We start from the raw sequence: 23781 nt of genomic DNA, 5'->3' as shown, positions 1-23781 counted from the left end.
CATGGACTCCTATGTGGTTAGTATGGGTTGCTTTATCAAGACCTTACACTTTTATCGTATTGGCGCTGGTTTTATTGATCATTGGTCCCCTAGCAATTCTGCGGACACCTACAGATATTTTTCCTAATATCAACATTCCTGTTGTTTCTGTTGTTTGGAGTTATACCAATTTGCCTCCCGAAGAGATGGCGGATCGGATTACTAGTATTTTTGAGCGGGCAGTTACCACTACAGTTAATGACATTGAGCATATTGAGTCTGAATCCTTGCTGGGTGTCAGCGTTACCAAATTGTTTTTCCATCAAGGGGTTAATATTGATGTTGCCTTAAGTCAGGTGACTGCTATTGCGCAAACGATGTTAAAACAGTTACCGCCCGGTACGACGCCTCCCCTAGTTCTTAGTTACAATGCCTCAACAATTCCGGTTATTCAGCTGGTTTTATCAAGTTCGACCTTACCAGAGCAGGCTCTAAACGATCTCGGTAATAACTTTATACGTACACAGCTTGCTACGGTTCAGGGCGCTGCCTTGCCCTTTCCCTATGGAGGAAAACTTCGGCAAATTATGGTTGATTTACATCCTAAGGCGATGCAAACCTACCATGTATCTCCCCAGGATATTAATGCAACAATAGGCGTCCAAAATCTTATTATTCCTGCTGGTACCGAAAAGATCGGTATGTATGAATATCAAATCAAACTTAATGCGAGTCCTCTAAAAGTCGAAGAGTTAAATGATATGCCTGTTAAGGCGCTGCCTGATGGAGGTGTACTTTATATCCGCGATGTTGCTCATGTCCGGGATGGTTTTGCCCCGCAAACAAACATTGTCCGCGTTAATGGTAAACGTGCGGTAATGATGTCTGTACAAAAAACAGGAGAAGCATCAACTTTGGATATTGTCTCTAAAATCAAGGCGATAATGCCTAAAATCAAAGAGATGATGCCTCCGGCACTTAATATATCGACCTTTAGTGATCAGTCAGTTTTCGTATTAGCTGCAATCAAGGGAGTGATCAAAGAAGGGGTGATTGCTGCGCTCTTAACGGGCTTGATGATTTTGATTGTCCTTGGTAGTTGGCGCAGTACTTTTATTATTACTTTGTCAATTCCTCTATCGATTTTGGCATCATTGGCTATTCTGTCAGCTCTTGGTGAAACTATTAATATCATGACCTTGGGTGGCTTGGCACTCGCAGTTGGTATTCTGGTGGATGATGCGACGGTTGCTATCGAAAATATCAACTGGAACTTAGAACAGGGTAAAGAAGTTGAGAAGGCCATCCTTGATGGCGCACAGCAAATTGCAATACCTGCCCTTGTTTCAACCCTATGTATTTGTATCGTTTTTGTGCCAATGTTTTTCTTGGGCGGGGTTGCCCAATATTTGTTTGCTCCCTTAGCAGAGGCCGTTATCTTTGCTATGTTGGCGTCTTATATTCTATCGCGAACCCTAGTCGCTACGCTGGCAAAGTATTTATTGAAGAAGCATGTGCCGGAACATGAGCGAGAAGAATCAACTAATCCTTTTGTCCGTTTCCATAGTGCCTTTGAAAGGAAATTTGAGCTTTTTCGCCAAAATTATTTGAATCTATTAAAGAAGGCTTTAGAGAATAAGACGATTTTTGTAACTAGCTTCCTCGCATTTATTGTTCTGTCAATTCTGTTGCTCTGGCCTTGGTTAGGTTCAAACTTCTTTCCAACTGTTGATGCCGGCCAGATTAAGTTGCATCTGCGAGCGCCTACAGGGACAAGGATTGAGGAAACAGCCCGTCTTGCTGATAATGTCGATACTGTAATACGTAAAGTTATTCCTGCGAATGAGATAGATAGTATTGTCGATAATATTGGTTTGCCAACGAGCGGTATTAATTTATCTTATACCAACTCAGCCCCTATTGGCCCGGGCGATTCCGATACGCTTATCTCACTGAAAGAAGGGCATCGGCCTACAGAAGAGTATATTCATAAATTAAGAAAGGTATTACAGGACGCCTTCCCTGGGGTGGTTTTTGCTTTTCTACCAGCGGATATCGTAAACCAAATCCTTAATTTTGGCCTACCTTCACCGATCGATATTCAAATTATTGGTTTAAAGAAAATTGAAAATAAGCGCTATGCCAATATGTTTTTGGAGCGCTTGAAGAAAATACCAGGGATTGCTGATGCGCGCATTAAACAAGCGTTTGATTACCCCACTTTGGCTGTTGATGTGAATCGAAGCCGTGCACGGGAATTGGGTTTCAGTCAGTATGATGTTGCTTCTAACCTGTTAATTTCACTGTCAGGAAGCTTCCAAACCGCACCAACCTTCTGGTTAAGTCCTGTAAATGGAGTATCTTATCCCCTAGTAACCCAAACGCCACAGTATGTTCTTGATTCCTTACAAGCTTTGCGCAACATACCGATTGTCCAGCTCACTGGACAGGCTCCCTTACAAATTTTGGGAGCTGTAGCAGATGTTAATCGGACTGTGGTAGATGCTGATGAATCTCATTATAACGTCCAACCGGTCATTGATATTTTTGCTTCTATCTATGGGCGCGATCTTGGGGCTATTGCTAAGGACATTAACCAGCTTATTGATGATACTAAGAAGGATGTTCCTAAAGGCTCTTCTGTTGCTGTAAGAGGTCAAATCCAGACACAGCAGCAGGCCTTTAGTGGATTATATGCTGGACTTATTTTCTCCATTTTATTGGTTTATTTATTAATCGTTATTAACTTCCAATCCTGGTTGGATCCTTTTATCATCATTACAGCTTTACCTGCTGCCTTGGCGGGTATTATATGGATGCTTTTTGTAACTCATACCACCTTGAGTGTTCCTGCATTGACTGGGGCAATTATGTGTATGGGGGTAGCAACGGCTAACGGTATTCTTGTTGTGAGTTTCGCACGTCAGCATATGAAAGAAGGGCATGATCCCTTTACCTCCGCACTTGAAGCAGGGAAAACCCGTATGCGGCCGGTATTGATGACTGCTTTAGCGATGATCATTGGTATGTGCCCTATGGCGCTTGGTCTAGGTGATGGGGGTGAGCAGAATGCACCTTTAGGGCGTGCTGTGATAGGGGGCTTGTCTTTTGCCACTGTTGCAACCCTATTTTTTGTACCTACCGTTTTTTGCATGCTCCACGGGCGTAGACGAAAGGCAAACCAGGAGAATGAACATGCCTGAGGATAGTCAACGGCGAATAAAATCAGATATATGGAGGCGGGCCATCCAGTTCTTCTGCTTTCTCTTTGTTGTTTTTTTAGCTTTGGTTTATCTGCGTATTCGCGCTGAAAATAAATTAAGCGCAGAAACCTTGAAAGAAGCAGTCCCAGTTGTTGCTAGTCTTATCGTTAAGCCAGGACCTGCAACAGAAGAAATCATTCTACCGGGTAATGTACAGGCTTGGCATGAGGCAACGATTTACGCGCGAACAAACGGTTATATTAGAAAATGGTATGTTGATATTGGATCTAAGGTGAAAACCGGTGATTTGCTCGCAGACATTGAATCACCAGAAGTAGATGCTCAATTGCACCAGGCTGAGGCTGATTTAAGAACAGCTATTGCTAATGAGGGTTTGGCAAAATCTACAGCAATACGCTGGGTAGGATTATTAAAAACGGATTCTGTGTCAAAACAAGAAACTGATGAAAAGGTAAGTACAGCAAAGGCAATGATTGCAACAGTCAATGCAGCTAAGGCAAATCGCGACAGGTTGAAGGAGTTAGTTAGTTTTGAGAAGGTTATCGCTCCCTTTGACGGTGTTATTTCTTCGCGTACAACAGATATCGGCTCACTGATTAATGCGGGAAGCGGTACTTCGGATGTACCGCTCTTTCACATAGTGCAGTCTGACCCAATTCGTGTTTATGTTCAGATCCCGCAAACCTATGCTACGAGACTGACCCCAGAAATGGAAGTCAGTTTGCATTTTACCGAACATCCCGGCAAAACTTATCCTGCAAAATTATATCAAACAGCCAATGCAATTGACCCCAAAAGTCTCACTTTGCTAGCTCAGTTTACGGCAGCAAATCCCAAGGGTGAGCTTTTGGCAGGAGGCTATACGGAAGTTCATTTTAAAATGCCCCTTTCAGATAAATTAGTTCGGATCCCAGTTAATACCCTGTTATTCCGCTCAGAAGGTCTGCAAGTTGGTGTCATAGACAGTGATAATAAAGTGTCCCTAAAGAAAATCACTATCAGCCGTGATTTTGGTAATGAGGTAGAAGTGAACACTGGACTGGTTGCTGGGGAGCGAATTGTCTTAAACCCCCCAGACTCTCTTGCTAATGGTGAGAAAGTACGCTTGCAAAAAGAGACAGAGCAGCAGGAATCTGCACAAAAATGAGGAAGGTTGTAGTGAAGCGGGTCGGATTATGTTTTTTATTAAGTAGTTTATTAGCGGCCTGTTCCTTTGCGCCTAAATATCAACGCCCACTTATGCCCTTACCGATACACTATAAAGAGACAGATCAGTGGAAACCTGCGCAGTCAGCAGGCCTGTTGAACAAGGTTGATTTCTGGTGGCAGCTTTATAACGACCCTGTGCTCGATGAGCTTGAGCAGAGAGTGACTGTTGCCAACCAAAATTTAAAGGTTGCCTATGCGCGCTATCAGGAGGCTCGTGCTGCAGTGCAGGTGGAGCGCTCGGCTTATTATCCAACCTTGCTTGGTATTGCTAATGCCAATAGGCAACAGGTCTCAAGACATACTGCTAATGTGAGTACAAAGACAAGGTATAGCGATTATCTTATTGGTGATAATCTAGTCTATCAGGTTGATCTTTGGGGGCGTATACGTAATTCCGTTGCCTCAAGTGAGAGTTCTGCCAATGCCAGTGCCGCAGATCTTGCCGCGGTCGCCCTCAGTTTACATGCTGAGCTTGCAACCGACTATTTTGCCTTACGCGGTGACGAGGAAGCACAGCGTGTACTCGATAGTACTGTGAGTGCTTATAAGAAGGCTCTTGATTTGACAAGGCAACGCTATAAAGGAGGCGCTGCCCCAATAGCTGATGTTGATCAGGCAGAGACACAACTGGAGAATGCTCGTTCATTAGCAGCTGACATGCGCCTGCAGCGAGCACAACTTGAGCATGCTATTGCGGTCTTGGTTGGAGAAATCCCAGCAAACTTTATAATGCCCAAAACCAGGGCAAAGTTGAAACTAGTCGCCCTCGCCCCGCAATTACCGTCAACACTTTTAGAGCGGCGACCCGATATTATTGCTGCAGAGGAAAGGGTAAAAGCAGCAAACGCCGAAATAGGGGTTGCCTGTGCAGCATTTTTCCCTAGTATTGATTTAGTCTCAGTATCTGGGTTTGAAAGTCAGAAGCTAGCTAATTTGATTAGTGCGCCTAGTAATTTTTGGTCATTGGGGCAAATCAATGCCTTAAGCCTTACCCAACCCTTAGCCAATCTAGTGATCTTTGACGGGGGACGATTAAGAGGTTTATTAAATGCAGCAAAAGCCAGCTACCATGAGACGGTTGCAACTTATCGGCAAACAGTACTAACTGCTTTCCAAGAAGTGGAAGATAGTTTGGCGGCATTACGTTGGCTTGATCAGGAGAATCGCAGTCAAACTGCCGCAACAGCGGCAGCGCTACGTGCATTACAGCAGTCAAAAAATCGCTATGTAGGTGGTATTGTCAATTATCTCGATGTTGTAGTTAATGAAAATACAGCATTACAATCAGAACTAACGCTGGTTGATATTAGAACACGACGCCAACTTGCAAGCGTGCAATTAATTAAAGCTTTGGGCGGGGGTTGGTCCTGTCGCCATGTTCAGTGTCTCAAGCCTTGCCAGATAGAGAAGAGTTGTGCAGAAAAATAGTAATAGGTTTGGCTACTCCTACATTCCGTCATCCTGAGCGCAGCGAAGGATCTCCGGGATTAGCACGGTGCTTCATTCAGGAGATCCTTCGCTGCGCTCAGGATGACGGGCTATGCTAGGGTGACGGGGGTGGCCTATTAGTGCGCTAAGATAGAACTACAGAGATTTATTAAGGCGTTACTTTATTTCAAGGATTTAATTTTTTAAGGATGATTATGGCTAAAATACTTTGTGTTCTTTACGATGACCCAGTGGATGGCTATCCACAATCCTATGCGCGTGATGACCTACCCAAGATTGAACACTACCCTGACGGACAAACTCTCCCAACCCCTAAACACATTGATTTTATACCAGGGGCATTGTTGGGTAGTGTGTCAGGCGAACTTGGCTTACGTAAGTTTCTTGAAGCTCAGGGCCATCAGCTTATTGTGACCTCCGATAAAGATGGATCTGATTCACGTTTTGAAAAAGAGCTTGTTGATGCAGATGTTGTCATTTCTCAGCCTTTCTGGCCCGCTTATTTAACCGCTGAGCGTCTTGCCAAGGCAAAAAATTTAAAGTTGGTGATTACTGCCGGAATAGGTTCTGATCACGTTGATTTGCAAGCGGCAATCGATAAAAACATTACTGTCGCTGAAGTTACTTATTCCAACTCCATCAGTGTTGCTGAGCATGTGGTGATGATGGTCTTATCTTTGGTACGTAACTATCTCCCCTCTTATCAATGGGTTATTGATAAGGGGTGGAATATCGCGGATTGTGTAACTCGTTCCTACGATATTGAGGGAATGAATGTTGGTACTGTAGCTGGCGGGCGGATTGCCTTGGCTGTGTTGAAACGTTTAAAGCCCTTTGATGTCAAATTGCATTATACGGATCGCCATCGTTTGCCAAAACAAGTCGAAGAAGAGCTTGGCCTGGTTTTTCATGAGACAGTTGATTCCCTGGTTCAGGTTGCCGATATCATATCTATACATTGTCCTCTGACACCAGAAACGGAAAATATGTTTGATGAGCATTTAATAAGCAAAATGAAGCGGGGTGCTTACCTCATAAATACAGCACGCGGTAAAATCTGTAATCGAGAAGCAATAGTAAAGGCTTGTGAATCAGGCCAGTTAGCTGGTTATGCTGGCGATGTTTGGTTTCCTCAACCGGCTCCCAAAGATCATCCTTGGCGAACAATGCCTCACCACGGAATGACTCCGCATATTTCTGGAACTTCACTCTCAGCCCAGGCTCGTTATGCCGCTGGAACAAGGGAAATTCTTGAGTGTTGGCTTGAGAAACGGCCTATTCGTGATGTTTATCTTATTGTTGATAAAGGGAAATTGGCAGGAACTGGGGCTCATTCTTATATCGCAGGAAATGCAACGAAGGGCTCGGAAGAAGCTATTCGCTTTAAAGACAATTGAATTCTTATCCCGAACTGATCCCATCATAGGTGGTCTAACAAACCACCTTGCATCATTCAAAAAGCCAAATTATTCAAATCAGAATAGTCTATAATTTCACCATGTAGCCCAATATTTGCTGTGTTGCTTTAATGCCTAGACCGCGAGCCATTAAGAAAGAAAACCTTCATATGAAGGCAGCTCTTGACCCTAAAACTACGGGGCATGAGGTGGATTTTGGAACCTTTACTCATGATGGCGATGCTTATACACCTTGGATTACCAAATTAAATAAGCACAAAGGAGTAAAGGGTCAAGAGGCCTCTGTGCTAGAGGTCGCTTTTAGTGAAGCCGCCTTATTGTTTATAAAACCAGGTTTAACTCCTCCAGCCGAGATTGTTGTTGATAATCAAGAAGTCGTCGCTGGGGTTGCTTCCGAAAACTTTAATGTGCAAATCAAAAGGCAAATGGATCAGGGCGAAACCTGTTACTCATTTGATGCCTCTAATTGGACCTATACGGAGGTGCCCCGAGTTGCAGCGCCCGATCAGGAAGCCATTAATAGGCAACGTCAAGAATTAGCAGGAAGAGTTGATCCGGACCAAGTATCCGATGGCGCAATTACAGCCAGACTCCAGCTGGAAGAAACAAAGAAGGCTATTAATTTTTTAAGTGACAAGCCGCAAGGCTTTTTTGCTGATTTGATGAAAAAGCATAACAAGGGTGAGGTTGTTGTGGATATGGAGTCGCTTGCTTCAATCCTTACGGCATCCTATGTATTAGAAGAAGATGATTTGCATAAAGGCAATATTGGATTCTATGTTACTAAGGTTATAGATGAGGCTGGTAATGAAAAAAAGAAATTTAATTTTTTCAAAATTGACCATGACTTAATGTTTATTGACAGCATTATGTCCCAAAAAGATATGCGAATTGCCAACATATTTTATGACAAAGACTCTTTTAAGATTAGTACGCGTGATTTAGATGATTTCCCTGATTTGCAGGATTCCGGTAATCACTATTGGCCTACTCAGAAACGATTTATTGCCACTGGCGATAAGGCTTACAATAGCGCATCAGAAGTAGAGGCTTTTGCCAATTTAAAAAATGATCTAGCCTTTAGGAATGCTAAATGGAAGTACTTTTTAAAGTCGGCTGTTATGCCTGTTGATCTGATTGAAAAATCGCTAACTAGACATCTAGATGAGAGTGAAATCGATAAATCTAGCATGATCAGAAATTCAATGTGGACTCGTTTGGGTGCGCTTAAAAACAAATTATTAGAATCTGAACAATTCAGAGTTTACCTCGCTGAGCATGGCAATAAAGCATTCGCTGAGATAAGAGAAGAGATCAAAGGTTATGTTCAAGCTGCTGGTCTAACTCCAGCAGAACAAGAGTCATTGCTAGCAGAATTGGACGATAATTTTAACGTAATGCTTTTCTGTGCTAGGGATAAACACTTACCCACTGAAGATCAACAAATATCTGCAATACAACAATCAATTTTGTTAGGTAACTACAATTTCTCATCGAGAAATAAACCAAGCCCTGATGATGTTGGAAGCGCCCTTGATCATTTTAAGCAGCACAAAGAACCTGTTGATGCACGAAGCTATGCTGCCGCCTGTGTTGCAATCGATCTGATCAAAAAATCAGGCAATGAAGAGGACTATACAGAAAATTTGGCAGAACTTCGCGAAGCAAAAAGGGCTTATATAAATCCGCAAGAAATCACAACACTAAAGCAGTTTGAGGCTGCTGCAGATAAAATAAGAAGTGCCGATTTGCCTCTAAAGCAACAAAAGATTCAACTTTTTACCTTACTAAGGCAAGCTAATCTCCCCTTAGACGATCTTAAAAAATTGAAGAGTGACCTCCAAAAAAGCGAGCCTGATTCCCCATCGCTTAAATTTGTTAATCAATTACGATCGGAGTTGTGGCTAGTGAAAAAAATCTATGGGACCTATGGCAAAACAACAACCTCTTCCCTGATGGTTGATGAGATCGATGCACAAATTGCTAAAGCTTGTACTACAAACTCTCGTTCGTTTAAGGATCGGTTCCTGCGAGCCACACCACAACAAAATGGGGATACGAGCGAAAATTTAGTCGAAAATACTTCGCAAACAACCTTTGGCTCATCGGGGTAATAGATCACGCAATGGCGTCAACTTAAGTATTTTTATGTCGCATCTCCCCCTCTCTCTAACTCTCACTGCCATTAAGTTAAGCCCTACACCACCGCGATTTGTTCGCGGGATCCAGTGATTTAGCTAGATCCCTGGATCCCGCGGACAAGCCGCGGGACGTAGGGCTTTTCTTAACTTAATGGCAGTGTCTCTAACTTTCTCCCCAAGGGGCGAGAGGACATATCGTCTTCGAACCAGGGGTAGTGCTCCTTAAGTTGACGCCATTGATAGAGCACGCTCCTTTGTTCCCGCATTCCGATATCCAGAGCGCCCCCCGTCATCCCGAACGTAGTGAGGGATCTCCGAGATTAGCACTATGCCACATTCAGGAGATGTCTCTCTACGTTCGACATGACGTAGATATTTGAGAGCGTGGGCGGGAATCTATCCCTCAATATGTACAGTGCCGCTGGTGTTTTGCAGCTGATAATTAAAACAACTGAGGAAATTTTGCTGCAAATTCGCAGGTAATATCCCATTTTCAAGACTTATTCCGCTAGGAACGATTTGAATAAGGGTCTTTCTAGCAGCGTTGAGATCGGCATTGGTCGGGACTATCGTCATTTGTAGATCCATCCTTATCCCTTTAATGATCTCGGTTGCCATATGAGGCAGAGGACAATTGGGTGAGGGCTCTCCTGCGGCCAGTTGTTCGAGCAGCGTCTCAGGTATAGTCAGATTGCCTTTTAGGGGCGCTTTAGTTGTGAAATTCAAATCTGCTTGAATGGCTGCGGCCGGATATTGGATTTGAATGGGAGCTATAGTTATTTGTTGGCTATCTCCCTGCAAGGTAGCGTCAAATTGAGTAGGCAGTTTCTGTGCAGCAATTGCAATTATCAATTCCAGGGCTTTAGGATTATTAAGAGTCCCTTTTATTTGGCTTCTAAGCTGACCTTGCTTATATTCAGCAGTCATAGCCACTTGATTATTGGCAAGGGTTAAGTTGCCATCGAAATTTAGGTTCCCTTTTTCAAACTGCAGCAAAATTTTTGCTTGCAGCGGCTGTTCATGGTAATTGGTATTTACAGCAATTTGAAATTGATTGTTTTCAGATGAGAGTAGGTTAACTTTAATGGTGTCGATATAGATAGATGAATCCTTGGGCGAAGAGGCGTAAATAATATTTAAATGGTTTAAATCAATAACATCAACTGTAAAATTATTAAGTGCTTTGGTAGCTTGGTTTGCCGGTTTTTCCTCTTGTGGTGTAGAAGTGGTTTCATTCTCATTCTGCGATTTTTCTTCAGGTGAAGAAGGTTGCTTTTTCTTTGTTTGCGGGAAATTGGGTAGGTTTAGGGACACCTTATCAACATAGATATGGTAAATATGCAGTTGTTTTTTAAAGAGATCAAACAGTGAGAAATCAAGATAGGCTTTACCCACGCTAAGCGCTGTTTTTCCCTGATAGGTATAAACAAGATTGCTAATAGTAATTTTAGGGTAGGGAAGCGCTCTGACATCCATAAGAAAATTGAGGTTAGTTTCATGTTCATTGACTATCGAATGTGCAAGCTTATTCGCAAGGTAGTTCACCGCAAAATTAACTATTAATGCAAGAATAACAATAATTCCAAGACAGATAGCAAGAATTCTTAATGGCCTAGAGCTACTTTCCATGTTCATGATTAGTTAATAATTCGTCTTTAAGAGTTTTAGAGTTTATTGATAAATCTAATAGGGTTCAAATAATTTCAAATTAAAATAGACTGTTTTTACAAAAATGAGAATGATTCTCGATATCATTTGTGATAGAATGGCAATCTTTTCTGTCTTTATTTGTGAACACAATGCGAATTTCTGAGCTTGTAAAAGGTGATCGAGTAAGATTAGTTGATTTTGGCCAAACTGATTTGTTGTATCGACGCCGTTTATTGTCTCTCGGAATTACTCGAGGGGTTGAATTATCAGTAGTCAGAATAGCGCCCTTAGGCTGCCCAGTTCAGGTAGAGGTTCGTGGTACTTCTTTGACTCTGCGTAAAGAAGAGGCCGGATTGTTAGAATGGGAGCGTATATGAGGCATCTTCTTCTTGTCGGTAATCCTAACTGTGGCAAAACAACCCTCTTTAATGCACTTACTGGTTCGCATCAGCGAGTAGGTAATTGGCCGGGTGTAACGGTTGAAAAGAAAACTGGTTCCTTTGATTTGCATGGACAACAAATAGACGTTACAGATTTACCTGGAATTTATTCCTTATCCTCATCAGAGCAGGGGTCGAGTGTGGATGAACAAATTGCTGCCAAAGCGATTGTTGAACTTGATGCAGACCTGATTATCAATGTCATAGATGCTTGTCACATAGAGCGCCATCTCTATCTGACGAGTCAAATTCTCGAATTAGGTAAGCCTGTAGTTATTGCTTTGAATATGATGGATCTTGCTAAGCAGAGTGGTATTGATATCGATCTCAAGGCTTTATCCAAGGAGCTAAATTGCCCGGTGTTGCCTATCCAAGCCCATAAACAAATTGGCCTTGCGGATTTATATCAGGCAATCTCTAAGCCAATTGAGCCAGCAAAACCCTTAAAATTGAAATTACCTGCACTGGTTGAGACGTCTTTTACGCAAATTCAACAGCAGTTATTAGCGCAAGGCATCAGCGAGACCTATTCTGGTTATTATGCGCGCCGAATTCTGGAAGGTGATAATTTAATACTAGCAACGCAGGATTCTAGCCAATTTAAGCTAGATACGCTCGATAACGAGCTGGATATTCTTATCGCTGATGCTCGTTATCACAAAGTTCATCAGATGGTTAGCAGCGTTCAGAAAAAGCGCAGTGATACCAGCGAACAATTTACTGCGAAAATAGATCGAATCGTTCTGCATCGCTTTTGGGCTTTGCCGATATTTTTTGCCATGATGTATCTGATGTTCTTGTTCGCAATTAATATTGGTGGCGCCTTCCAAGATTTTTTTGATATTACAACCGACACTATTTTCGTACAGGGTAGTGCCTGGGTGTTGCAACAGCTTAATACGCCTCATTGGTTGATTGCCTTGCTTGCCCACGGTATTGGTAAGGGGATCAATACGACCCTAACCTTTATTCCGGTTATTGCTTCGATGTTTTTCTTTTTATCCTTGCTAGAAGCCTCTGGTTATATGGCAAGAGCCGCTTTTGTCGTTGACAAAGTGATGCGGGCCTTAGGCTTACCTGGCAAATCTTTTGTGCCGATGATTGTTGGTTTTGGTTGTAATGTGCCAGCAATTATGGCGGCGCGGACACTTGATTCTGAACGTGAACGATTATTGACTGTGCTAATGAGCCCCTTTATGTCTTGTAGTGCCCGTTTAGCAATTTATGCTGTTTTTGTGGCGGCATTTTTTCCGACAGGGGGGCAGAATGTGGTTTTTTCCCTCTATTTGATCGGTATTTTAATGGCGGTATTAACGGGGGTTATTTTGCGCAAAACAACCCTAAGTGGACAGGCCTCTCCCTTAATATTAGAGTTGCCGGCCTATCATAAACCAGCCTTAAAGCGATTATTCAAAGAAACTTCCATGCGTTTGCGTCATTTTGTAATTCGTGCCGGGCGATTAATTATTCCCATTTGTGTCATTTTAGGTGGTTTGAATGCACTGACTTTGGATGGAGGAATTAATACAGCCGACGCGAATAGTCATTCTGTCTTATCCTTGCTGGGACAGTGGCTGACTCCTGTTTTTTCGCCTATGGGATTGCATCAGGATAACTGGCCTGCCACAGTTGGGCTTTTGACCGGAATGCTGGCTAAAGAAGTTGTTGTTGGTTCCTTAAATTCGCTCTACGCGCAAATTGGTCATTTAGGGGAAATGTCGTCTGCGACCTTTGATTTCTGGGGCTCTTTGCAAGCTGCGCTATGGTCTATTCCCCAGAATCTTGCTCAATTAGGGCATGCTCTTATCAATCCCATTATCGCAAGTGCGCCAGATGGTGAACTCTCGCAATCGGTCTATGGCATGATGGTGACGCGTTTTGATGGACAAGCAGGAGCTTATGCCTACCTGCTCTTTATTTTACTCTATATACCTTGCGTATCGACTATGGCTGTTATTCGACAAGAAGCCAACAGAAAATTGATGTGGTTCTCAGTAATCTGGTCATTTGCTATTGCTTATGCTTCGGCAGTATTGTTTTATCAATTAGCAACCCTTTCTGCTCATCCACAGCAATCACTAGGCTGGTGTTTAGTAATCTTAGTGCTTGCTGGGCTGACTTTTGTATTTGTTCGTTATCGCTCAGGCTTACCAGGAGGTGCCCATGCTGTTGCAAATTCGTGAGTATCTGCGTCGAGTGCGCGTAGCGTCTAATCAGCAGATAGCGCGCGAGTTTCATCTTGATCTTCAAGCCTTACAACCTATGCTGGAGCTATGGTTGCGTAAAGGTATTATTGGAAATTGTCAGGAAAAATCAGCCTGCCAGAGCCGATGTTTTAAATGTAAGACACAGCCTCCTATCTATTATCAGTACCTCGAATAATTCCAAATTTTGCTTAGATAGAGCAAATTTACGTCAACTTTACAGTTTCTTATGTTTTTTTAGTTGTGCTCATAAGCTTGTTTTGAGCTAAGATAGTGGTATAAGAAGATGGTAGGTATTGATAAATGGCTGAACTGACAGAAGAAATTAGTGGATTTACATCAGGGACTATGGCCGTTGACCTGGACGATAACCCACTGACAATAATCGAACGAGTCTATCAGTTGTGGTGGCACTGGGCAGATTTTACCATTTATGTGGTAAGCCCAACTATAGTTCCTATCTCCCCGCCAATTGTTATCGAGCCTGAAGTGAATGAGGCTACCGGTGAACGCGAGTTCGTCTACAATATTCATGATCATGGTTTTAAGTTATCAACGTCAAAAAGCCAAGATATGTATAACACCACCATGTCAATGTGCAAATTGTTTCTAACTATTGAAAAAATGATTTATATCTTGGTTGAACGTTTAAAATCAGGCGGAGTTGATGAGGAAACAGAAGTGCAAGTTTCCTTTGGCGGTCATGAAATAGCTCAACGGAAAGCCTTTGAATCAATTATTAACTTAGCCTATAACGTTGTCGTTACCAATTTTGACCCCGGTGCTTGGGGGGAGCGTTATCTGCAAACAGTAAAACGTCTTGCTGATAAAGGCTATGGCTACCCACGTCCAGCACCACGTTATACGCCAATTGTGCCTCCAGGGTTAACACGCTAAACGAACCTTTTTAGGGGCTAAATCTTGTTGTTGCGCAAAGAAAGTATTAAGTGCTATTATCTTGCCCAAATCTGAGCTCGGCGCTCAATCGACCTCTTTTCATCTCCTGATATCAATAGGGCAAGCATCTATGCGTAAGTCTGACTATTCCGTGTTTTTTTCTCATGAATTAACAGGCACCTTTTCCGAACTTTTTTTTGGAGTAAGTCATTTTTTCAATCGAGTCAAAGCATGGACCGGATGGCATCAAAGCTATAATGAAGTCTTACAGAATCGCGTAGGTGGGCGTGTGCTTCTAGGACAAATTCCTATAGATTCTTTTAATGCTGAATTACTTGGAGAGCTTTCACCCAACGGGTTGATTGTTTCTTGCAACGATTGCTTTGAATTGGCGGGCTGTGGCGCGACCACCTCAGTATCTAACCCTTCCTTATGGGCACATACCGATATAGAACACCATCACCTGCCATTTACAGATTTTACTGATAATGCTAACCCAGAATTGCTGCTAGAAACCCTAGAAAAAATGTGGGCTGCATATAATCGTGGAGAAGCTATTTATATTCACTGTAAAGCAGGGCGCTCAAGAAGCGCTTTAGTTGTTGCACTTTTTATGTGTCTTATTGAATTAAAAGCCTCTTATCATCAAATCGGCTACGAGGAAGGCGATTTAGAGCTTCTACTTAAAGCAAAAATAGAGCAGCTTAAAGAAAAGCGATCACAGGTCAGTATTGGCCAGGCTAAAATAAATCTAGGGGTCAGGGTTCTCCTTAGCTATATCGGAGATGAGTTCCAGGAGAGTCAAAAGCAAACCGAAGTGTTCACCCAAAGCGGCAAGTTTTTTGCCAAGCTCACCCAATCCTCTGAATTTAAAGCTTTATGGCACTATGTATATAATCACCCCACTGATTTTGAAGATATGCAAGTCCTCATGAATGCCCTCTATGAAGACCCCTTAACGGTATTAAAAACGCTGACGCTAAGAGCCCCAAAAACTGATACTGCATTAGTGCGAGCCTGCCAGAATCTCAGAGAGTCTCCAGAAGGCAGGGCTCTGTTATATCGCTTAAGACAATTTTTATATAACAATCAAGAAGACAATTACGAACCAGACTTAACCCTGCTTAAACTAGCCTATCAACAATTTAATGAGGCTTTAGAATCCTATAAGCAAGATCCAGATATTCTGAAGATTGCTCGTCAGCTGCAAAGTGCTGTTTTTTTGTCCACGGCGCCTGATGAAGACAAGGTGGACTGGCTCGCAAAAACAGCCAATTTTTTAGCTGATCCTCTAAATTTGGCGAGCAACTATTATAAGGAAGCTGAAAATGCAGTTGTCTCTGATAATCCATCAACAAGGCGTATAGCGAAGACAATGATTATTATCGGTGCGGTCGTTCTAATGTTTGCCCTTTTTGCTGGCATCCTCAGTACTAGTACCTTTACTGTACCAGTCGTTAGCATGATTGCTTTCGCCGCTATAGCTTTTATGGCCTTGGGTAAAATGATTGGTCTTACTGCTGTGGATGACAATGTAAAACTGTATTCACAATCCCTAGTAAGAGAATTTGAAAAACTTGAAGAGGTTGATAGTTTTAATGGGCCTAGTTAGGCCGGGATAGGCCAGCCCTAGCTCTTAGGTGCACTCATTGCTTTTTTGCTTAGGGAGATTTGCTCAAGGCATTCAAGATAGATCTTGCTTAGATCAACATTCGTATAGCTAGTTCCCATTTCTTCATTTAAATGCCCTTCTTCATAAGCAATGACAGTACTAAGTAGCTGCCCTAAGCTGCCGCTATGGGAAATTAAGGCAGTTTTAATTTCATCTGCGAGGGTGATTTTTTCCAACAGATTTTCCATCGGTGTATCCATTAAACTATCTAAAACAGAAAGTAAGCCTACGGTATAGGCACTCGCAGCACTCAGCTCTGGTTGCGACTCTGCTATTCTTTGCGCCATTTGCGCCCGAATAAGTCCAGACTCAACAATTTCTGCAGGCTTATTAGAGACATTGGTCATTGATAAAACCATCACCCAATTTTTTAAATTGATAATACCCAGCCGCATAATTGCTTGTTGGATAGATTCAACGGTTTGATACCCTGAAAAGGCCACTGAATTTGCTATGCGGAGCAATTGATAGCTTAGCATTGGATCCGCTTGAATAAGTTCGGCGATATGATCCAAATTAGTGTCTTGTTGCTGGAGCTTAGATATAAGTTCTAAAAGATTTAATTGATTAGCAGCTATATCCTGTTGTTCCTGTTCGTTGGGTTGAAATAGGAAGTCGCCACAAAAGAGATCCATAGACATTGCCTTGCACCGCTCAAAATTCGTGGTGTGATTTATATCGTAGGCAATGACTTTCCGTTTACGATCCTGACTGTATTTTACTACCTTGGTTAGATTTGCTGCTGTCATCAAGTGTTCACTCAAGGCAATGTATTCAGCGAAATTCAACCAGGCTAATTGCTCTGGGCTGTCAATCAGCAATGCAATAGTATAAGTGGTGTACTCTAACTCTGCGCGAGGACATAAAGTATTAATATCTGCTGCATGGAGTTTTAGGATAATTGGATTTTCAATAGGGAGGTCTGGTTTCTCGATCAGAAACTTGAGTGCATAGGGTAAAAAAAGGGGGAGCTGTTTATCTGTGTTGCGCAATATTGACGCAAAGTGCTCGTAGAGCTCTCGATACTCTTTAGCTTGTTGATGAGCGATTATTTCAACTGCCACGCATTCTAATCGATTGTTATAAACGGGCCGTTTTATTAGCATGGATATTTCCTTGCACCCAGTATATTTAAAGAATAGTATGAGTTTAATTAGATCGCTGCGGAAAAGGTCTAATAATTCACTAAAAGGCGTTATTTATTCCTCTGTGGTTAATAAAAAATCAATGCCTGGTAATGGAAAACACTTAGAGAAGTGACTGACCCGATAAGAACCAAAGTGATGCTTTGCGCCGAAAAAAACTGAGTGCTATACTCCGCAAGTTTTCCGTTGTAACTAAATTTATTCATACCCTTGCAATTTTGTAGAGGTATTTAACATATTTCTTTTAAGGAAGATTTGAACAGTGAATCAGAAAAGACCAGTGAATCTTGATTTGGCAACGATGAAATTCCCCGCTATGGCGATTGCTTCAATCTTACATCGTATATCCGGGCTCGTTATGTTCTTACTGTTGCCTTATGTCCTCTATCTTCTTCACCTGTCGCTAAAGAGCGCAGAGTCCTTTGGGCAGTTTCAACAAATGTTGACGAGTCCTTATTGCAAATTACTGCTATGGGCTTTTACTGTGGCGCTGGTATACCACCTGCTAGCTGGCATCCGTCATATGATTATGGATCTGGGATATGGTGAGAGTGTTTGCGCTGGGCGACGTAGTGCTGTCTTGGTTATCGCTTTAGCTGTGATTCTGACAATTTTTCTAGGAATTTGGATATGGTAAGCAACGTCACAAGTTTAACAGGCAATGGCCTGAAAGACTGGTTAATTCAAAGGGTTACAGCGGTATATTTTGCTGTTTATAGTCTCTTTATTTTGGCCTATTTGATAACACATCCTCATATGGATTATGAACAGTGGCATACTCTTTTTCACTGCCAATGGGTCCAAGTCGCTAGTTTAATCGCTTTATTTGCTCTCAGCTTACACGCATGGATCGGTGTGTGGACAGTAACGACTGACTATATGAAATGTACAGTGATAAGGCTCTCTGTGCAAATGTTGGTTGCTCTGTGGTTGCTGAGTCAATTTCTTTGGGGCTTAATGATTGTGTGGGGGCAATGAGCATGACAATTGCACGTAATAAATTCGATGCAGTAATTATCGGTGCAGGTGGCGCGGGGATGAGAGCAGCCCTGCAGTTAGCAAATTCAGGTTTAAAAGTTGCACTCTTGTCAAAGGTTTTTCCAACCCGTTCTCATACTGTATCTGCGCAAGGTGGTATCACAACTGCCTTAGGTAATGCCCATGACGATGACTGGCGCTGGCATATGTATGATACTGTTAAAGGTGCTGATTATATCGGTGACCAGGACTGTATCGAATACATGTGTAAAACAGGGCCTGAAGCTGTTTATGAGCTTGAGCATATGGGTTTGCCTTTTTCTCGTATGGACAATGGCAGAATTTATCAACGCCAATTTGGCGGCCAATCCAAGAATTTTGGTGGAGAGCAAGCTGCACGTACCTGTGCTGCGGCGGATAGAACGGGTCATGCTCTCTTACATACCCTCTATCAGCAAAATTTAAAAGCAAAGACACATGTCTTTAGCGAGTGGTATGCAATGGATTTCGTTAAAGATACTCACGGCCGTATCGCTGGTGTTACTGCAATGTGTATTGAAACAGGCGAAGTCATATTTTTCCAAACCCGTGTTTGCATTATGGCAACAGGTGGTGCAGGACGCATTTATCAATCGACAACTAATGCCCATATTAATACCGGCGATGGTTTTGGTATGGCCTTACGCGCGGGTATTCCTTTACAGGATATGGAAATGTGGCAATTCCATCCAACAGGTATTGCTGGAGCTGGAACCTTGGTGACAGAGGGTTGCCGTGGTGAAGGTGGCTACCTTATCAATAAGGATGGTGAACGCTTTATGGAGCGTTATGCCCCACGCGTAAAAGATTTGGCTTCTCGCGATGTTGTTGCGCGCTCTATGGCTTTAGAAATAAGAGCTGGTAAAGGCTTTGATCCTAAGGGTATCGATCACGTTAAGCTAAAACTCGATCACCTGGGAGCTGACTTAATTATGTCGCGTTTACCGGGTATTCGTGAGTTATCAATGAAGTTTGCTGGCGTTGATCCTATTGTTGAACCAATTCCAGTTGTACCAACCTGCCATTACAGTATGGGGGGTATTCCAACTAATATGCATGGCCAGGTATTAACGCATAAGAATGGCCAGCAGGAAATTGTTGAAGGTTTGTATGCGGCCGGTGAGTGTGCCTGCGTTTCAGTTCACGGCGCTAATCGTTTAGGTGGTAATTCTCTGCTTGATTTGGTTGTCTTTGGCCGCGCTGCTGGATTACATGTTGAGGAGCTTTGGCAATCGAATCAATTGCCAGAGTCGCCCTATATTTCAGATGATGACATCGCAGCCTCTCTGGCACGTTATCACCGTTGGGAAAATTCAAAAGAGGGTGAAAGTCCTGCAGTAATTCGTGATGAAATGCAAAGAGTGATGCAAGAAGACTTTGGTGTGTTCCGTACTGGTGAAGTGATGGCTTCAGGTTTACACCGTCTGGAAGCCTTACGTCAACGTTTAGCCAATGCTTATTTAAGTGATAAATCGAAGGTATTCAATACTGCCTTCATCGAAGCAATGGAACTGGATAACCTGATGGCAACAGCCTGTGCTACAGCTCATTCGGCACTGGCTCGTACAGAAAGTCGTGGTGCGCATAGCCGTGAAGATTACCCGGCACGTGATGATGCGAACTGGATTAAACATACCCTGTATTTTACAGAGGGCGACTCAATCGAATACCGACCTGTAAATACTTCACCTAAATACGTTGCTCCAATGGAGCCCAAAGAGCGCGTTTACTAGAGAGGATATGCCGTGGCTGACATTAGAAATCTGAGCTTGTCTATTTATCGATATGATCCGGAATCGGGCAAAGAACCCCATATGCAGGATTATGAGCTTGAGATCCCGGCTAAAAGTGATCCCATGCTACTTACTCTGCTTGAGCGTTTAAAAGCAGAGCAGGATCCGTCCATTACCTACAGACGCTCTTGCCGTGAAGGTGTTTGCGGTTCTGATGGGATGAATATAAATGGATCCAATGGCTTAGCTTGTATCACAAAGCTTACACAATTAAATACCGACAAAATCGTCATTCGTCCCTTACCTGGATTTCCGATAATACGAGACTTAGTTGTTGATATGAGTCAATTTTATCAACAATATGAGCGAATTGAACCCTATCTGCAAAATGATAGTGTTGCTCCTGCGCGTGAACGTTTGCAGTCCCCGGAAGAGCGGTCTCAACTTGATGGATTGTATGAATGTATCTTGTGTGCATGCTGCACAAGCTCTTGTCCTTCGTTCTGGTGGAATCCAGAGAAGTTTGTTGGACCAGCCGGACTTTTACAAGCACGTAGATTTTTGGCTGATAGTCGTGATACAGCGAAACAACATCGTTTGGATAAACTACAGGATCCTTTCTCTGTGTTTCGTTGCCGTACAATTATGAATTGTGCGAGTGTTTGCCCGAAGGGACTCAATCCAACGCAAGCGATTGCAGAAATACGCAAACAAATGTTGAACCAGGAAACTTGATAGCGATTTTCTTGCCCTGATTGAAAATTCAGGGCAAATCCCTTTGGAGAAAACAACCATGAGCAGTACTGACCTGCAAAATCAATGGGCTACTTCCTATTTATCAGGTGGAAGCATGGCCTATGTCGATGCCCTCTATGAGGACTTTCTTGCTGATCCAAACTCAGTCCCCGCCGATTGGCGCGCGGCTTTTGAGGCTTTACCAACAGTGAATGGTGGAGTGAAGGATGTTTCACATCGAGAGATCCGCGATTATTTTCTGGAAAATGCTGATAAAAAGCAGGCTGCGGTTGTTATCTCTGAAGATAGCAAGCAATATCAGGTCGCACATTTGATGAACGCTTATCGATCCCATGGACACCATGCTGCCAAGCTTGATCCTTTGGGAATGGCAGAGCGGATGCACGTTCCAAGCCTCGAATTGGCTTATCACCAGCTCTCTGAAGCAGATATGGGGCGCAAATTTTTTGCCGGTAAAAGCTTTAATGGCGCACAAATGTCTCTGCGCGATATCTATCAGGCTCTTCGTGATACTTATTGCGGCAGCATCGGTATTGAATACATGCATATCTCCGATAATGCTGAAACCGAATGGCTACAAGAAAAGATGGAGTCCGTGCGTGGCAGACCAACCTTCGATGCGAATAGAAAACGTACAATTCTTAATGACCTGATTGCTGCTGATGGTCTTGAGCGTTATTTAGGTACTCGTTATGTGGGCCAAAAGCGCTTTTCACTTGAAGGAGGCGACGCCTTTATTCCTATGATGAAAGAAATTATCAGACAAGGGGGGAATGTAGGGGTTAAAGAAATTGTTATTGGCATGGCGCACCGCGGACGCTTGAACGTCTTGGTCAATGTTTTAGGTAAAGAGCCTAGCCAATTGTTCCAAGAGTTTGAAGGTAAGATTAAGTCTGAGCGTACAGGCGATGTTAAGTATCATATGGGCTTCTCGTCTGATCTACGAACGGAAGATGGCGCGGTTGTCCATTTAGCCCTAGCATTCAACCCTTCTCACTTGGAAATTATTGGTCCAGTAGTTGAAGGTTCTGCTCGATCCCGACTACGCCGCCAGCATGATTTGGATAAAAAAGATAAGGTTGTACCTGTTGTTATCCATGGTGATGCAGCCTTCGCCGGGCAAGGCGTGGTGATGGAAACATTCAATTTCTCTCAGGCACGTGGTTATTCCACAGGTGGAACAATCCATATTGTAATTAATAATCAGGTTGGTTTTACAACCTCTAATCCTTTGGATGCGCGTTCAACCCTCTATTGTACCGATGTGGCGAAGATGGTGCAGGCACCGGTTCTCCATGTTAATGGTGATGACCCAGAAGCTGTTGTATTTGCAACACAGATTGCCTTTGAATTCAGAATGAAATTCAAACGAGATATCGTACTTGACTTGGTCTGCTACCGTCGTCATGGTCACAATGAAGCTGATGAGCCTTCAGTAACCCAGCCAACGATGTATCTAAAGATTAAATCAATGCCTACGCTAAGAGAAATCTATGCAGAGCAATTGATAGCTAATGGCCTGATTAAAAAAGAAGAGGTCGATAATTTGGTCGAATCTTATCGAGACAGATTGGATAAGGGACAGGCTGTAGTTGATGTTGTTCAGGGTGATTATGAAGGAAAGGTTGCTGTAGACTGGACACCCTATATTAATGCTAAGTGGACAGATAAGGCCGATACCACAATTTCTAAGAGCACTATTCAATCTTTGGCAAAGCAACTTAACCAGTTGCCAGCTAATTTTGAATTGCATCCAGTTGTTAAGCGTTTACTGGCTGATCGCGACAAAATGACAAGTGGCGAACTACCAATGAACTGGGGTTATGCCGAAACAATGGCTTATGCCAGTTTGTTAGCTGAGGGCTATGGTGTTCGTTTGTCTGGTCAAGACTCAGGTCGAGGAACTTTCGCACATCGTCACGCAGTCCTGCATGATGGAAAAACAGGGAATACCTATGTTCCACTGGAAAAGACAGCGTCTAATCCGGAAAAGCCCTTTGCCGTAATTGATTCTGTGCTTTCAGAAGAAGCCGTACTTGCCTTTGAATATGGTTATGCCTCATCAGAACCAAGATCCTTAGTTCTCTGGGAAGCGCAATTTGGTGATTTTGCTAATGGTGCGCAGGTTGTTATTGACCAGTTTATTAGTTCAGGGGAGCAAAAGTGGGGTCGGCTCTGCGGTTTAGTAATGCTCCTGCCACACGGCTATGAAGGTCAAGGTCCTGAGCATTCTTCAGCTCGACTAGAACGCTATATGCAGCTCTGTGCTCAGCATAATATGCAGGTTTGTACACCAACAACTCCCGCGCAGATCTTCCATTTGTTGCGTCGCCAAATGATACGCAAATTCCGCAAGCCTCTGATTGTTATGACGCCTAAGAGTTTGCTACGCCATAAGTTGGCTGTATCACCACTAGAGGATTTAACCAAGGGTAAATTCCAAACGGTCATTCCAGAGGTCGATGATTTGAATGCAGCAAAGGTGACCAAGGTCGTCTTATGCTGTGGTAAGGTTTATTATGATCTCTTGCAAAGACGACGTGATGACAAAAAACTGAGCCATGTTGCAATTATTCGTGTAGAGCAACTCTATCCCTTCCCGAAAAAAACGCTGATTCAGGAATTGGAAAAATATCCAAATGCTAAATCGGTAGTTTGGTGTCAGGAAGAGCCTCAGAACCAAGGTGTTTGGTTCGCTACACAACATAATATAGTTGCTTGTTTGCGCGCCGATCAGAGCCTCAGTTATGCAGGAAGAGAGTTTGCTGCTTCACCAGCAGTTGGAAGTCCGATCCTTCACGCACAGCAACAGCAGGCTTTAGTCGAACAGGCTTTATTGGATTAATT

At 43.0% G+C, this 23781-nt stretch carries 17 protein-coding genes; 15 read left to right on the top strand and 2 right to left on the bottom strand.

Annotated elements, in window-relative coordinates; all coding sequences use genetic code 11:
- The first annotated feature begins 11 nt into the window (after positions 1 to 11).
- From BN1094_RS00810 to BN1094_RS00790, 5 genes are all read left to right on the top strand, one after another.
- Entirely contained in the window at positions 12 to 3182 is a 3171-nt protein-coding gene (locus BN1094_RS00810; protein WP_043872536.1) for an efflux RND transporter permease subunit, read from the top strand.
- Positions 3175 to 4350 (top strand): efflux RND transporter periplasmic adaptor subunit, encoded by a 1176-nt coding sequence (locus BN1094_RS00805; protein WP_052403059.1) that lies wholly within the window; start codon positions 3175 to 3177, stop codon positions 4348 to 4350. Before BN1094_RS00810 ends, BN1094_RS00805 begins: the two co-directional genes overlap by 8 nt.
- Positions 4347 to 5840: an efflux transporter outer membrane subunit gene (locus BN1094_RS00800; protein WP_043872535.1), complete on the top strand. Its 1494-nt coding sequence runs from the start codon at positions 4347 to 4349 to the stop codon at positions 5838 to 5840. Before BN1094_RS00805 ends, BN1094_RS00800 begins: the two co-directional genes overlap by 4 nt.
- Positions 5841 to 6055: 215 nt before the next feature.
- A complete protein-coding gene (locus BN1094_RS00795) occupies positions 6056 to 7258 on the top strand; it encodes an NAD-dependent formate dehydrogenase (RefSeq protein ID WP_043872534.1) in 1203 nt (400 codons plus the stop codon).
- 131 nt (positions 7259 to 7389) lie between these two features.
- Positions 7390 to 9393, top strand: a complete 2004-nt coding sequence (locus BN1094_RS00790) for a hypothetical protein (protein ID WP_141650398.1) — start codon at positions 7390 to 7392, stop codon at positions 9391 to 9393.
- A 423-nt stretch (positions 9394 to 9816) separates the two neighbouring features.
- On the opposite strand, the gene BN1094_RS00785 is transcribed toward BN1094_RS00790, so the two are convergent.
- On the bottom strand, positions 9817 to 11055 hold the full coding sequence (locus BN1094_RS00785; protein ID WP_141650397.1) for an AsmA family protein: 1239 nt from the start codon (positions 11053 to 11055) through the stop codon (positions 9817 to 9819).
- A gap of 164 nt (positions 11056 to 11219) precedes the next feature.
- On the opposite strand from BN1094_RS00785, the gene BN1094_RS00780 reads away from it, so the two are divergent.
- The 5 genes from BN1094_RS00780 (at position 11220) to BN1094_RS00760 (ending at position 16223) form a co-directional block, all read left to right on the top strand.
- Positions 11220 to 11447, top strand: coding sequence for a FeoA family protein (locus tag BN1094_RS00780; RefSeq protein WP_043873623.1), 228 nt, complete (start codon positions 11220 to 11222; stop codon positions 11445 to 11447).
- Positions 11444 to 13693, top strand: a complete 2250-nt coding sequence (feoB, locus tag BN1094_RS00775) for a Fe(2+) transporter permease subunit FeoB (protein ID WP_043872531.1) — start codon at positions 11444 to 11446, stop codon at positions 13691 to 13693. Before BN1094_RS00780 ends, feoB begins: the two co-directional genes overlap by 4 nt.
- Positions 13674 to 13892, top strand: a complete 219-nt coding sequence (locus BN1094_RS00770; protein WP_043872530.1) for a FeoC-like transcriptional regulator — start codon at positions 13674 to 13676, stop codon at positions 13890 to 13892. The genes feoB and BN1094_RS00770 overlap by 20 nt, the downstream gene beginning before the upstream one ends.
- Before the next feature lie 125 nt (positions 13893 to 14017).
- Positions 14018 to 14611 (top strand): hypothetical protein, encoded by a 594-nt coding sequence (locus tag BN1094_RS00765; protein ID WP_043872529.1) that lies wholly within the window; start codon positions 14018 to 14020, stop codon positions 14609 to 14611.
- A 130-nt stretch (positions 14612 to 14741) separates the two neighbouring features.
- On the top strand, positions 14742 to 16223 hold the full coding sequence (locus tag BN1094_RS00760) for a protein-tyrosine phosphatase family protein (protein ID WP_043872528.1): 1482 nt from the start codon (positions 14742 to 14744) through the stop codon (positions 16221 to 16223).
- Between the two features lie 17 nt (positions 16224 to 16240).
- On the opposite strand, the gene BN1094_RS00755 is transcribed toward BN1094_RS00760, so the two are convergent.
- Positions 16241 to 17389, bottom strand: coding sequence for an EAL and HDOD domain-containing protein (locus tag BN1094_RS00755; protein ID WP_043872527.1), 1149 nt, complete (start codon positions 17387 to 17389; stop codon positions 16241 to 16243).
- A gap of 301 nt (positions 17390 to 17690) precedes the next feature.
- Here BN1094_RS00755 and sdhC point away from each other — a divergent pair, with 301 nt between their 5' ends.
- The 5 genes from sdhC to BN1094_RS00730 are packed head-to-tail and all read left to right on the top strand — an operon-like array spanning position 17691 to position 23779.
- Positions 17691 to 18065, top strand: coding sequence for a succinate dehydrogenase, cytochrome b556 subunit (gene sdhC / locus BN1094_RS00750; protein WP_043872526.1), 375 nt, complete (start codon positions 17691 to 17693; stop codon positions 18063 to 18065).
- A complete protein-coding gene (gene sdhD, locus BN1094_RS00745) occupies positions 18059 to 18406 on the top strand; it encodes a succinate dehydrogenase, hydrophobic membrane anchor protein (protein WP_043872525.1) in 348 nt (115 codons plus the stop codon). The genes sdhC and sdhD overlap by 7 nt, the downstream gene beginning before the upstream one ends.
- Positions 18407 to 18408: 2 nt before the next feature.
- On the top strand, positions 18409 to 20178 hold the full coding sequence (gene sdhA / locus BN1094_RS00740) for a succinate dehydrogenase flavoprotein subunit (RefSeq protein WP_043872524.1): 1770 nt from the start codon (positions 18409 to 18411) through the stop codon (positions 20176 to 20178).
- A 12-nt stretch (positions 20179 to 20190) separates the two neighbouring features.
- On the top strand, positions 20191 to 20913 hold the full coding sequence (locus tag BN1094_RS00735) for a succinate dehydrogenase iron-sulfur subunit (protein WP_043872523.1): 723 nt from the start codon (positions 20191 to 20193) through the stop codon (positions 20911 to 20913).
- A 58-nt stretch (positions 20914 to 20971) separates the two neighbouring features.
- Positions 20972 to 23779, top strand: coding sequence for a 2-oxoglutarate dehydrogenase E1 component (locus tag BN1094_RS00730; protein WP_043872522.1), 2808 nt, complete (start codon positions 20972 to 20974; stop codon positions 23777 to 23779).
- Positions 23780 to 23781: the final 2 nt, after the last annotated feature.

This window comes from Legionella massiliensis, assembly GCF_000756815.1.
GTDB classification, from domain to species: Bacteria; Pseudomonadota; Gammaproteobacteria; order Legionellales; family Legionellaceae; genus Tatlockia; species Tatlockia massiliensis.
The sequence above is the reverse complement of the archived record's forward strand: the minus strand, read 5'-3'. Positions and strand labels throughout refer to the sequence as shown.

Excerpts from the sequence above, each read along its gene's own strand:
- BN1094_RS00810 (WP_043872536.1), top strand. The coding sequence starts at position 12 with ATGTGGTTAGTATGGGTTGCTTTATCAAGACCTTACACTTTTATCGTA.
- BN1094_RS00805 (WP_052403059.1), top strand. The coding sequence starts at position 3,175 with ATGCCTGAGGATAGTCAACGGCGAATAAAATCAGATATATGGAGGCGG.
- BN1094_RS00800 (WP_043872535.1), top strand. The coding sequence starts at position 4,347 with ATGAGGAAGGTTGTAGTGAAGCGGGTCGGATTATGTTTTTTATTAAGT.
- BN1094_RS00795 (WP_043872534.1), top strand. The coding sequence starts at position 6,056 with ATGGCTAAAATACTTTGTGTTCTTTACGATGACCCAGTGGATGGCTAT.
- BN1094_RS00790 (WP_141650398.1), top strand. The coding sequence starts at position 7,390 with ATGCCTAGACCGCGAGCCATTAAGAAAGAAAACCTTCATATGAAGGCA.
- BN1094_RS00785 (WP_141650397.1), bottom strand. The coding sequence starts at position 11,055 with ATGAACATGGAAAGTAGCTCTAGGCCATTAAGAATTCTTGCTATCTGT.
- BN1094_RS00780 (WP_043873623.1), top strand. The coding sequence starts at position 11,220 with ATGCGAATTTCTGAGCTTGTAAAAGGTGATCGAGTAAGATTAGTTGAT.
- feoB (WP_043872531.1), top strand. The coding sequence starts at position 11,444 with ATGAGGCATCTTCTTCTTGTCGGTAATCCTAACTGTGGCAAAACAACC.
- BN1094_RS00770 (WP_043872530.1), top strand. The coding sequence starts at position 13,674 with ATGCTGTTGCAAATTCGTGAGTATCTGCGTCGAGTGCGCGTAGCGTCT.
- BN1094_RS00765 (WP_043872529.1), top strand. The coding sequence starts at position 14,018 with ATGGCTGAACTGACAGAAGAAATTAGTGGATTTACATCAGGGACTATG.
- BN1094_RS00760 (WP_043872528.1), top strand. The coding sequence starts at position 14,742 with ATGCGTAAGTCTGACTATTCCGTGTTTTTTTCTCATGAATTAACAGGC.
- BN1094_RS00755 (WP_043872527.1), bottom strand. The coding sequence starts at position 17,389 with ATGCTAATAAAACGGCCCGTTTATAACAATCGATTAGAATGCGTGGCA.
- sdhD (WP_043872525.1), top strand. The coding sequence starts at position 18,059 with ATGGTAAGCAACGTCACAAGTTTAACAGGCAATGGCCTGAAAGACTGG.
- sdhA (WP_043872524.1), top strand. The coding sequence starts at position 18,409 with ATGACAATTGCACGTAATAAATTCGATGCAGTAATTATCGGTGCAGGT.
- BN1094_RS00730 (WP_043872522.1), top strand. The coding sequence starts at position 20,972 with ATGAGCAGTACTGACCTGCAAAATCAATGGGCTACTTCCTATTTATCA.